The 13,075-nt window shown below is 35.4% G+C and carries 7 protein-coding genes; 6 read left to right on the top strand and 1 reads right to left on the bottom strand.

Features of this window, described 5'->3' with window-relative positions; all coding sequences use genetic code 11:
• Nucleotides 1–13 precede the first annotated feature (13 nt).
• The 6 genes from ACJRPK_RS07355 to ACJRPK_RS07330 all read left to right on the top strand — a co-directional run bounded on the left by ACJRPK_RS07355 (nt 14) and on the right by ACJRPK_RS07330 (nt 11,815).
• Nucleotides 14–2,782, top strand: coding sequence for a gliding motility-associated C-terminal domain-containing protein (locus ACJRPK_RS07355; protein ID WP_407139283.1), 2,769 nt, complete (start codon nt 14–16; stop codon nt 2,780–2,782).
• 7 nt (nt 2,783–2,789) lie between these two features.
• The gene (locus ACJRPK_RS07350) at nt 2,790–3,707 is read left to right on the top strand and encodes a type IX secretion system membrane protein PorP/SprF (protein WP_407139282.1); all 918 of its coding nucleotides are present in this window, start codon (nt 2,790–2,792) and stop codon (nt 3,705–3,707) included.
• A gap of 85 nt (nt 3,708–3,792) precedes the next feature.
• On the top strand, nt 3,793–5,844 hold the full coding sequence (locus tag ACJRPK_RS07345; RefSeq protein ID WP_407139281.1) for an OmpA family protein: 2,052 nt from the start codon (nt 3,793–3,795) through the stop codon (nt 5,842–5,844).
• Nucleotides 5,845–6,013: 169 nt separating this feature from the next.
• On the top strand, nt 6,014–7,840 hold the full coding sequence (gene rpsA / locus ACJRPK_RS07340) for a 30S ribosomal protein S1 (RefSeq protein ID WP_407139280.1): 1,827 nt from the start codon (nt 6,014–6,016) through the stop codon (nt 7,838–7,840).
• Between the two features lie 211 nt (nt 7,841–8,051).
• Complete coding sequence (locus ACJRPK_RS07335) at nt 8,052–8,969, top strand: serine hydrolase (protein WP_407139279.1); 918 nt, start codon at nt 8,052–8,054, stop codon at nt 8,967–8,969.
• A 20-nt stretch (nt 8,970–8,989) separates the two neighbouring features.
• A complete protein-coding gene (locus ACJRPK_RS07330) occupies nt 8,990–11,815 on the top strand; it encodes an Npt1/Npt2 family nucleotide transporter (RefSeq protein WP_407139278.1) in 2,826 nt (941 codons plus the stop codon).
• A gap of 6 nt (nt 11,816–11,821) precedes the next feature.
• On the opposite strand, the gene ACJRPK_RS07325 is transcribed toward ACJRPK_RS07330, so the two are convergent.
• Entirely contained in the window at nt 11,822–13,075 is a 1,254-nt protein-coding gene (locus ACJRPK_RS07325; RefSeq protein ID WP_407139277.1) for a serine hydrolase, read from the bottom strand.

Below are 13,075 nucleotides of genomic sequence, written 5' to 3'. Positions count from 1 at the left end.
AACCTAACCACCTGTGAAACAACTTTACTATCTGCTAATCAGCGGCTTTCTCTTATTATCCTTTTCAAAACTTCAAGCTCAGTGTAATATTATTGCAGACATTGAGACTTGCGACATGGAAACCATCGATTATGACAGTGATGGAACTCCTGATGGTGTTATTAATCTGTACGATGAAACTGGTCTAATTCCTGAACCGGGAGAGGTTTGGGAATCATCCGGATCAGAAAACGCAACAATTGCATTAGATCCTACTTCAGGTGAATTACGTCTTTGGAAGTTAGTAAATGCATCGGATAAATATCAATTCAAGTTAATATCCCCTAGTTGTGGCACTGATCCACGTGCGGTTGTAAACTTTATTCTTGGACCTTATGCTGGAAAACCTGCGACCGTCGGATTTTTCAGTGTTTGTGATATTAACGACGACTGTACACCTGGTATAGAAATTGACATTGATCTTTTTGAAGCACTAGAGGCTAGAGAGCAAGAAGCGCCTCCTCATTTAAATGGTGAATGGTTTTATACAGGTAGTCTACCTTCGTCAGAATATCTTTTAGATGGACACGAATTTGGTGGAACTATTCCTTATAGCCCAGAAGATGGCTCGCCTATCGATAGCCAAGATTATACATTTGAGTATGTGGTTTCTCAAGAAGGATCTTGTATTACCGATCGAGTAGATGTGAGGATAACTTTAGTAAGACCTTCTTTTGCGGGGTATGCTTCTGAATATAATATTTGTTATGAAGATATTGATGCTTGGGATCGCATTATAGATCTCAGCAATGATGAATATCTTAAAGACGAAGACTTAAGTGGAGTGTGGAAAGATCAAGATAACAATTTGATTTCTAATCAGATTAATTTAAAAGATTATGTAGATGATTTTTATAATTCTCCGGAATATTATCCTGGTTTCGATTGTCATAAGTTTTCATTTTCCTACACAGTAGAAAGTAGAACTGCTATATGTAATGATGATACTTCGAGAGTAACCTTTACTATTTTTGAGGAACTTAAACAATTTCAGCAAGAAAATCCTATTGATATTGTATGTCCTGCTTCTAATCCATTGTCAGAATTGAGTTTGTATAGTTTAATAGACTTTCAACCAGGATTTTCATATCGCAATCCGAATGATGAGGATGAACTGGTTTTTTGGAGTTTTGAAGATGGACCAGCAAATGGAGATGATCTGGGATTAGGGCAATTTTTAATAGATACGGAGATTTCAGAGAGACACATAGGTACAATAAATTTAAGAGATGCAGTTCCTGGTCGGTATCGATATAAATTTACTGTATATCCTGATATTTTTTGTGCAGATTATAGTGATCAATTTTTGTATGAGAATGATGTGTGTAGACCTCTTAGAATAGTTGGAAATCCATGTAAGTCAATTTCTACAATAGTAACAGTTGATATTTTAGATTTTGATTATGCTGGAGAAGATACTGAACTGGAATTTTGTGAGACAGATAATAATGGCAGTGTAAGTTTAAGGAGTTTTTTACAGACAGATGGCAAAAATATAGATGTAGGAATTTGGACTGAAACAGGAACTACAAACGTCATAAATGATTCATTTATTTTTCCGGAAACTGTTGACAATACATCTCTTTACTCATTTACACATACTACAGATAACGGTAATGGATGTATAGATAGTGCAGTTTTAGAATTTTCAATTTACCCCGAAGCAAATGCGGGTATAGATGGATCCGTTCAGTTATGTACAAATGATCTTACGGTAACTTTATTTGATCAATTAGGCGGAACTCCGGACACAACAGGAATTTGGAATGGACCTTTTGGTTACGAATCAACAAATCATTTAGGAGTTTTTGATACAGCTGATGTAATGTTACCGATTCTTGGACCCGGTACTTATATCTATACAGTGCCTGGCAACGATGGTTGTCCCGATATTGATCAGGCGTCAGTCACGATAAGTATAGTTGAACCTATAGCTATTGGAAATGATCGTAGTGATACTTTTTGTAAATTAGATGGAAGTGTGAATCTTTACTCGTTATTAGATCGAGATACGCCAAGAATTGGTGTTTTTACAGATACGGATAATACCAAGGCTCTAAGTGCAGAGGGAGTTTTGGATTTTGAAACGCTTACCAATCAGATCTATAACTTTGAATACAGCATACCCAATACAGCGCCTTGTGATAATTCTACGCTAATGGTTTCTGTTCAGATTGTGGATTTACCGATACCTGTAGTGCCAAAGCAAGAATTTTGTATTCTTGATGCGAAGCGATTGGATGATGTTGAGGTAGATGTTCTCAATTATAATTGGTATGAAACGCAAGATAGTGATACCCCAATAGTAGATAATCCGTTATTGTACGATAATCAGATATATTATATTGCTAATGTTGATACAGACAATTGTGAATCCGAGCGTTTAGCGGTTTCTATAAATATACTCAATACTGGAGAACGTTTTTCTAACGGAGAATTGTGTACGCTTGAATTTCAAGATGGGGTCTCTCCTAATGGTGATATTCAAAACGATAGCTTTGCTCTTTTTATTGAAGAAGTATATAATATCCCAATAGCCTTTCCGGATTTTGATTTACAAATTTTTAATCGGTATGGAAGTCTAGTTTTCGAGGGGAATCGTAATACCGAAGAGTTCCGTGGTGAGAGTAATGTATCTATCCGCTTAGGAGACGATTTACCTTCAGGAACCTATTTCTACATTTTCAATCCTAATTTTGATAATAATTTACCAATACAGGGTAGTTTTTACTTAAGCAGATAAAACGTACATGAAAAAATATTTACTTTTAAGTATAGCATGGGCATATTGCACGATTGTTTTTGCACAGCAAGATCCCCAGTATTCTCAATACATGTATAATATGAGTACTGTGAATCCGGGGTATGTTACTAATTTGTCAGGAGTGATTTCTACAGGTTTGTTGTTTCGTAAGCAATGGACAGGCGTAGAGGGTTCTCCACAAACAGGAAATCTCTTTGCTCATGTTCCTATTCGTGAAAATATAGAGCTTAGTGTAAATTACGTTAATGATAGAATTGGAGATGCTATCCCGGTTGAAACGCATTTATTCAATATCGATTTTGCATATATAACGAGCATTTCTGATGATTTTAAGTTGTCCTACGGACTTAAGACTGGACTTAGTAGTTTCAAAATTGATCCCTCTGGTTCCAATGTGGCAGATGATCCTGCCTTTGCCGATACCAGTGCTCAATTAGAACTAACCATAGGTGCAGGATTATTCTTATTTTCCAGAAATTTTTATGCGGGAATTTCGTCACCAAATCTTTTACCTAATAATGTAGAATTGGGAGACGTAAGTGTTTCAGAAAGCAAAACTCATTTATACGGTATTGCCGGGTACGTTTTTGATTTTGTAGACGATGTCAAACTAAAACCTTCCGTAGTTATCAAACAAGTGGTAGATTCTCCACTAACTTTTGATGTCTCGTTAAACTCGTTGATTTATGATCGTTTTGAACTCGGAGTTTCGTATAGATATCAAGATGCGCTAGTCGCTTTGGCAGGTTTTCAGATTACGCCTAATTTAAAAGTAGGATATGCCTATGATTTCAGTATTAGTGAATTGAGTGGTTACAACAATGGAAGTCATGAGATAATTCTGTTATATAATTTTGATTTATTAAAATTCACAAATAATTACGCTTCCCCACGATTTTTCTAAAAATTATCAGAAGATTTCCGGTAAAATGAGCTGTTTTATAAATTATACAAGAACTGACTGCCAGGAATAAAATAAAAGTTTATCGATGAAAAAAATAGTAGTTTTTATAGTCTTGCTTTTTGGAATTTTTACAGTAAGCGGACAGAAAAAAAGCAGAGCCGATCGTTTTTTTGAAAAAGGTGATTTCCTCAATGCAGCAGTTGAGTATGAAGAAATTCTAAATGAAAATGGATACTCAAAACCTGTTCTCTTACATATATCAGAATCCTATTATAATACATTTCAGTTTAAACAGGCTTATCGGTATTTGAGAATTCTTACCGAAGGAAAATTTTATGCAAGGGATAAAACTTATGATAACAAATTTAATTTTATGATGTACCAAGTCCTTTCAGTAATTGGTGATTATGATAAAGCTGTCACGTACTTAGCAGCATATAATAAAAATAACAATGCGTCAAATTTTAGCGTTCAAGATGCCATCAGTACCATAGAAGCTTTTAAACTTAAAGAGGATGACTACCAAATTAAAGAAGGAGCTTTCAATTCGGATGCTTCAGAATTCGGAGCGGTAAAGATGGATAGCTTAATTTATTATACATCCGATAGATATCCAAATGGATTGACTGATAAACACTATCGTTGGACCCATCGCCCTTTTCTGGATATTAGAAAAATTCTGGTAACTGATAAGAATGTTCCAGTAGGGGATAGTGAAGAAATTGAAGGAAAGATTAACGGAAAGCTGCATGAAGGTAACTTCTGTTTTAGTAAAGACGGTAACACGCTATATCTCTCTAGAAGTAATTATGATAAAGGGAAAAAGAAGTTTGATAGTTTGCAGCAAAATGCGATTCAGTTATATAAATCAGAGAAAATTGAAGGGGAGTGGTCGATTCCGCAGAAGTTAGCTTTTAATGATGTTTCGTATAGCATAGAGCACCCGACATTAAATGCTGATGGCTCCAAATTATTTTTCTCATCTAATATGCCGGGAGGGTATGGTGATTTTGATCTGTATTATGTTGAAATTGATGCGGCAGGCATATTTGGTGATCCTGTTAATTTGGGAGCAATGATCAATACTGTCAATAGAGAGCAATTTCCATTTGTATCGGATGATAATCATTTGTTTTTTGCGTCTAACGGACATTTAGGATTGGGCATGTTGGATCTTTTTGTTTCAGAATATACTGATAAGGGATTCAAAGCTCCTGTTAATTTAGGAGCACCCATCAATTCTCGATATGATGATTTTTCGATAAGTTATTATAATGATACGGATGGCTTCTTTGCATCAAACCGTAAAAAAGGAGGTGATGATATTTATGAGTTCAATCAAATAGGAGAGATTTTTACCCGCGAATATGTAACCCAATTCGAAGTACGTGATTTTGCGACCGAAAGATATATTGAAAATGCAGAGGTTAGTATTAAAGATGGACAAATGAATCAATTATATAGTAACACATTTGATTCGATCGCATCTTTTAGTTTGACTACGCTTCCCGGAAACTTTGAGTTTACAGCAAAAGCAACTGGATATAATGAACGGACAAAACCTATAAAAATATTAGAAAAAGAAGATCAGCTAATTGTGCTGTATCTTGAGAAAAATTTGGTGACTGATTCCTTAACTAAAACTAAAAAGAATGAAGACGCTTTGGCGCTTGAAGATTCAGATACAAACACCAATCCACCTAAAATAACATCTGCACAACTCAAGGAACAGTTGTTAAGAGATACAGAGGGCCCTCCAGTGGTAGAGAAGAATGGAAAATTATTTTTTGAACTCCCCCCAATCTATTTTGATTATGATAAATGGAATATTCGAGCAGATTCAAAAAAAGTATTGGACGAGTTTGCAAAAAAGTTGGAAAAATATAAATCGGTATATATAAAGATCAGTTCACACACCGATAGTAGAGGGACCGATACATATAATCAAGTCTTGTCTGAGAAGCGAGCCGAATCAACGAGAAATTATTTGGCACTTGTAGGTTATGTGAATGCCAGACGTATGAAGTTTCAAGGATTTGGAGAGTCGCAACCTTTAATTAGTTGTAAGGACAAAATTTGCAATGAAGAGGAGCACCAAACGAATCGACGGAGTGAATTTGAAATAATTAAATACTAATCAAAGGTATTGTACACAATTGCTTGTGAAATAATATTTTATATTGTAATTTTGCACTCCTTTTTAACGAGTGAGAGAATGGAAAAGGGTTCATTTATTTCAACTAACGCTTCTGTAAACGTTTTCGTTTTGATTCTCAAATAGATACAGAATACAAATTTTATCTTCAATGTCTGAAGAAACAAAAAACACAGATGTTCAGGAAGTAGAAGCTCCTAAGGCAGCTAAGACTACTTCTCCACAACAAGAGAATCCTGAGCAATTTTTACAAGAATTTAACTGGCACAACTACGAAGAAGGAATTGATCCTATCGAGGATTCAAAACTGGAAGAGTTTGAAAAGCTGGTTGCAGACAACTTCGTTGATACATTAAATGATGAAGTAGTAATGGGAACTGTAATTAACCTTACAGATCGTGATGCTATCATCGATATTAATGCAAAAAGTGAAGGTGTAATCTCATTAAACGAATTTCGTTACAATCCTGACCTTAAAGAAGGTGATAAGGTTGAGGTTTTAATTGATGTTAGAGAAGATGCTACAGGTCAATTAATTCTATCTCACCGTAAAGCTAGAGTAATCAAGGCTTGGGATCGCGTTAATAATGCACACGATACAGGTGAGATCGTAAATGGTTTTGTTAAATGCAGAACTAAAGGAGGAATGATCGTTGATGTTTTTGGTATTGAAGCTTTCTTACCAGGATCTCAAATTGATGTGAAGCCAATCCGTGATTACGATGCATACGTTGGTAAAACGATGGAATTTAAAGTTGTGAAAATTAATCACGAATTTAAGAACGTTGTAGTATCGCATAAAGCACTTATCGAAGCTGATATTGAAGAGCAGAAGAAAGAAATTATCGGTCAATTAGAAAAAGGTCAAGTATTAGAAGGTACTGTTAAGAATGTTACTTCTTATGGTGTATTTGTTGATCTTGGTGGAGTTGACGGACTTATTCACATTACAGACCTTTCTTGGTCAAGAATTAATCACCCGAATGAGATGGTGGATCTTGATCAGAAATTGAATGTTGTAATTTTAGACTTTGATGAGGCTAAAACACGTATTCAATTAGGTCTTAAGCAATTAAAACCACATCCGTGGGAAGCGCTTGATAAAGAAGTTAAGGTTGGAGACAAGGTTAAAGGTAAAGTTGTTGTAATCGCTGATTACGGTGCATTTATCGAAGTTGAAGAAGGTGTTGAAGGTTTAATTCACGTTTCTGAAATGTCTTGGTCTACACACTTAAGATCTGCACAGGATTTTGTTAAAGTTGGTGACGAAGTAGAAGCGGTAATCCTTACACTTGATAGAGAAGAAAGAAAAATGTCTCTTGGTATTAAGCAATTAACGCCAGATCCATGGACTGATATTACTACCAAATACCCAGTAGGTTCTAAACACACAGGTATTGTACGTAACTTCACTAACTTCGGTGTGTTTGTTGAATTAGAAGAAGGTATCGACGGTTTAATTTATATCTCTGATCTTTCATGGACTAAGAAAATCAAGCATCCTTCTGACTTTACAAACGTTGGAGATAAGCTTGATGTTGTAGTACTTGAATTGGATGTTGAAGGTCGTAAACTTAGTTTAGGTCATAAACAAACTGAAGATAATCCTTGGGATAAGTATGAAGGTGATTTTGCTGTAGGTACAAAACATACTGCAACTATTGCTGATATTGTTGACAAGGGTGCTACTATCGAATTTAACGAAGATATCGTTGCTTTTGTTCCTTCTCGTCATTTAGAGAAAGAAGATGGTAGTAAACTACAAAAAGGTGAGGAAGCACAATTCCAAATCATTGAGTTCAATAAAGAATTCAAAAGAGTAGTTGCCTCTCATACTGCAATGTTTAGAGAAGAAGAAGCTAAGATTGTGAAGCAAGCAGCTAAGAAAGCAGCTTCTACAGGATCTGCAGAAAAGACTACCCTGGGTGATCTTGATGCCTTAGCTGATCTTAAAGCTAAAATGGAAAAAGGGAAGTAATTCTTAGTTTTCTATACATATTAAAAATCCTCCTGTTTATCAGGGGGATTTTTTGTTTTAGGTTGTTATATAACTGTAGAATATGCCTTTTGTCCTAAAAAACATACGTTTTAGCTGTTCTTGGCATGCTTTTAGCACATTATAAAGTGTTTTTATGTCTTTTAATTTTGTAAAGACAGAAATAATTTTTAAGTTAAATAAAAATAACTATATGAGAGAATGTAAATGGAGTATTGTTTTAATGTTAGTAACGGTTTTAAGCCTCAAGGTCGGATATAGTCAGACTGCACTTCCAATAATTATAGAAGAGGAGGTTAAGCCAATTGACGATTTGTATGATGATAACTTACAATATTTACTGGAGGCAGAAGTCCTTAATAATAAAAAATGGAAAAGATTAGTTGACAGCAAAAAAATGTCTATTGGTATTGTAGATTTGAGCGATGCTGATCATATTCGCTATGCTGGCCTCAATGATAATAATATGATGTACGCGGCTAGTTTACCAAAGATTGCAATTTTGCTAGCTGCTATGGATGCACTCGAAAAAGGAGAGTTAGAAGAAACTCCTGAGATTACAAAGGATTTGCGCTTAATGATAAGTAAATCTAATAATCAGGCTTCTACGCGTATGATAGATCGTCTGGGATACGAAAAAATTGAAGCGGTACTAAGAGGGCCAAAGCATAAGTTTTATGATGAAGAAGTTGGAGGAGGACTCTGGGTTGGTAAGCGCTATGCAGCCGGCGGGCGTCGCCATCCTGAACCTTTAAAGGGGCTAAGTCATGCTGCTACAACACGTCAGGTATGTAGTTTTTATTATCAACTTGCTATGGGTAATCTTATAAGTACCGAACGCTCTGAGCAAATGTTAGATATTATGAAAAATCCTGCATTGCATCATAAATTTGTGAATACACTGGATCGTATAGCTCCTAAAGCCGATCTTTTTAGAAAATCAGGTTCCTGGAGAAATTATCACTCAGATTCAATTTTAGTTTGGGGTCCTAATCGTAAATATATACTGGTTGCTTTATTAGAAGACTCATTAGGGGAGCAAATAATTAGAAGTTTAGTAGTTCCTTTAGAAAAAGTTTTAAAGAAATCCCGTTCTTTAGCTAGTAAGTAATACGAACTAGATAGCGTAAAATGATTCGGTCTACATTTAAGAAGATTTTTGATATAAGAGATGGTGAAATATACATCTCTTTTTTAATGCAGTTTTATATCTTCCTGGTAATTACAGTATTATTAATCGTGAAGCCAACGATTAATGCACTATTTTTATCAACGCTAGGAGCTGACCAACTACCATATGGATATATATTAGTGGCTGTTACAGCTATAGTAAGTTCCTATTATTACAATCGTGCGATTCAACTTTTTTCCATTAAACGAATTGTTATAAGCACCTTATTAGTTTTTAGTACATTTTTTTTAGTACTAAGTTTTTTACTACATCTGGCAATTCTCAATATCTGGATATTATATTTTTATTATTTGAGCGTGTCCTTATTTGCGGTTCTGGTAACTTCACAATTTTGGATTTTAGCCAATATGGTTTTTAATGCTCGCGAAGCGAAAAGACTGTTTGGTTTTATTGGATCGGGCGCAATCGCTGGCGGAATTTTTGGCGGATACCTTACCACAATTATCGCCTCAACGTATGGGAATAAAATCGCCATAGCTGTGGCGGGAATCCTCATATTATGTTGTATTCCCATTCTTAATTCAGTTTGGAAATGTAGAATTAAGCGACTTAATCTTTATCAGCGTAAACAGCGTAAAACAAGGGAGTATGAGAACTATACTTCTTCTTTCCGAATAATTTTGAGTTCGGATCATTTAAAATATTTGGCCTTAATCACAGGAGTTGGGGTTATTGTTGCAAAATTGGTAGATTTTCAGTTTAGTGATTTTGCGAATAGTGCAATACCTGATTCTGATGACTTGGCGTCCTTTTTTGGGTTTTGGTTTTCAACTTTTAACGTAATTGCCTTATTGATCCAATTGTTTTTAACTAATCGACTGTTGTCTTTCTTTGGTGTTACCTCTACCTTGTTAATTCTGCCGCTTGGTATAGCATTAGGATGCTTGCTATTTTTAACATTTCCTGAGTTGTGGGTACTTATAATAATCAAGGGAATGGATGGAAGTTTCAAACAATCAATAAACAAAGCTTCTTTAGAACTTTCGATTTTACCGATACCGTACCAGATAAAAAATCAAGCTAAGTCCTATATTGATGTGGTAGTGGATAGCTTAGCTACCGGTATTTCAGGATTTCTATTAATTTTTCTAATTCGTAGACTGAATCTGCCAACGAGTTACATAACCATTATTATTTTACTTTTTTTGTTTGTATGGATCCTTTTGATTTATAAATTGAGAGAAGCATATTTCAATTCTTTTAGATCTAATATTCAGAATTCCCTATCTGGTGATGACACTAAAAAAAGAGAATTAAAGAAAGAATCCACAGTAAGCACTGCTATACGGATTTTGAGAAGCGAAAACGAAAAAGATATTCTCAATCTATTGGACCGTATTAATGATATTCGTTTAAAATCATTGAAGATTCATATCATTCAATTGCTGAAGCACCCGTCAGAAGCTGTAGTATCCGCAGCTATATCACAGTTGTATTCTTATGATCGAGGTACAGCGGTGGCACAAGTGCGTAGTTTAATTACTAGTAAGAATGACGAAATTGTTTTTGCTGCAATGCAATATCTCTTACTGCATACAGATTTAACCGGAGATAAGATTTTTCATAGTTATTTGGATCATCCAAGCGATTACATTGCTAATGCAGCTTTGTTATGTTTAGCAAAGGAGGCAGTGGACAATCCGAAAATAGCAGAAAAGTACCAATTGACACATAGGGTAGAGGCAAAGGTAAATGAGTTGAGCTTACCTGAAAGTGATCATAGAAAACAAGAGATTGCAGAGATCTTGATAACCATTGGATATACAGGTCTACCCAAATATTATTCTTTTATTTCTGCACATCTCTATAATGTAGATCCCTACATAACCAGACATGCAATTAGAGCAGCTGGCTTAACTCAAGATGAACGATTTGTTACTAGTTTGATGGATTTTCTGTCAGAAGATGACTTCAATGAAGTTGCCATCGAAGCATTAAAAAATTATGGAGGTGAAATAACCAAAACTATCTTGAGATTAGATCAGAGTGAAGGGCTTAAGGATAATGTTCGTCAATACATCCCAAAGGTAGTGCAATCTTTTAAAACCAGATCTTCAATAAAGGTTTTACTGCGACTGTTAGGAAGCAAGGATATTTTGATTCGTTTAGAAGCTACTAAATCTTTGAACCGACTGCAACAGGATCCAAATCGTTTGCGACTTGATCAAAATAAAATTACGCGTTTTATTTTAAAAGAAAGTAAGTATTACAAAAATACAATACGGGCGATTGCGACGCTTCAAAATGCCATAGGTAAGGAGGACACCTCCAGAGATTACGACAGCCTAACAGAGTTAAATATTGCAAGAGAAAATTTGGTAGAGATTCTTCAAGTTCAATTAGATCAAGGGCTACAATGTATTTTCAAATTGCTAAGCTTAAAATATGATCATTCTGATATCGAAGTGGCGTATTACGGATTAATAAGTGAACACAAAGAAGCAAAGGTAAACGCAGTTGAATTTTTAGATAATTTACTCCATGCTAAACTCAAAAATGCAATGCTCTCATTGATCGAATACCACGTTATTGAGAGTGACCAATACCTTCATACGAGCAGCGGGACTCATATTATTTCAGAATCTGCCTGCATAAGTAATCTCATGAAAAATCGGGGTAAAAAAGTGAAGTTAGCTGTATTGTATTTGATAAGGCAATTACAAGAGCCACGCTATATTACCTATCTGAAACCCTATCGAAAACAAAAAAACAGAGAGGTGCAAAAAGCGCTTGACGCTACTATTGCATACCTCTCAACTTTATAATTCTTACTAATCTTTGTTGATTACTTTATCTATCTTGCTCGCCAAATACATATGAGCTCCTGCCGAATTTTTATTAAGCACATTAGTCATTAGACATACCATATATTTTTTATTATTGGGCTGCTCAACAATGATCACGGAATTCATATAATTAAAAACATTGCCTGCATAATCTCCGCAATTTGGATCTTTTTCACGATCACATTTATAGAAACTTCCTGATTTAAAATACACCGCAGCGCTATCAAGTCGGGAGGAATGTGCATATCTGATTCTTCGATCAGTTAAGTAGAGAAGACGCTTCATTTCTAAACTTGATTCTTCATCTACCACCTTACCTTGTTCAAGTTTAACAAGAAATTTCATTAGGCCAACCGGTGTACCGATACTACCTCCCTTACGACCAATGTACTTGCCGGCTGGTCGGGTAAATAAACTTCCTAGTCTCCATTCATCTTCGGTGATTCCCAGGTCTCGTAATGGATCGTTTACTAAATTTATGGCCATGGTAGTCAATGAATCTCTAGGCATTTCTTTAAAGTAATTTTCGGCTTCGTCGTCTTGCAGCGTTGCATATTTATCACCAAAAGCAGACATCAATAGAGCTTCTCTCCAAACAATACTTGCTGCACCGTTATTACTTACTGATACCATATGGTCAATCCACTCATATAGTGAGAATTCATCACTTGAACGAACAGTTCTTCTTGTAAGCTTATCATTTTCTATGTCATAAACAGGTATGGTATGGTGATCACCTGTACCCCAATATCTCGCGGTAACTCTTTTATTCTTTAGTAATGCTGTTCGAGCGTCCCAAGAATCCGGGCAGAGCTTTCCCAACTCAGTAAATAGTGCGTTTAGCACTGCCAGTTTTCCAACACTTCCTGGTTGATAGCCAATATTTTCACGATAGGCAGCATATTTTAAGCTATCGGGATTCGACATGTCTAAAACCGTGGCAGAATATCCACTACCCGGAAATAGGCGATTGATATTTTTTTCAAACTCGGCATCCGGGGATAATAAGGTTTGTGTACTATCCGTTTTACGACTCAAAAGATTGAGCTTGATATCCGCTAGGTTTTTATAAGCACCAACAGGAATTCTCCTGTTTTCTACACTATCAAGTAGTTGCTTATGTAAGCGGTAGAGTCTTGCTATTCCGGTATTTTTATATCCATCAATTGGATAGTGTCTGGAGAAGCTTAAAGAAATTAAGATTCCTGAAAGTATCAAGAGTTGAAATAAACGTGTCAT

This window comes from Aquimarina sp. 2-A2 (assembly GCF_045505135.1).
Taxonomy (GTDB): Bacteria; Bacteroidota; Bacteroidia; order Flavobacteriales; family Flavobacteriaceae; genus Aquimarina; species Aquimarina intermedia.
The sequence above is the reverse complement of the archived record's forward strand: the minus strand, read 5'-3'. Positions and strand labels throughout refer to the sequence as shown.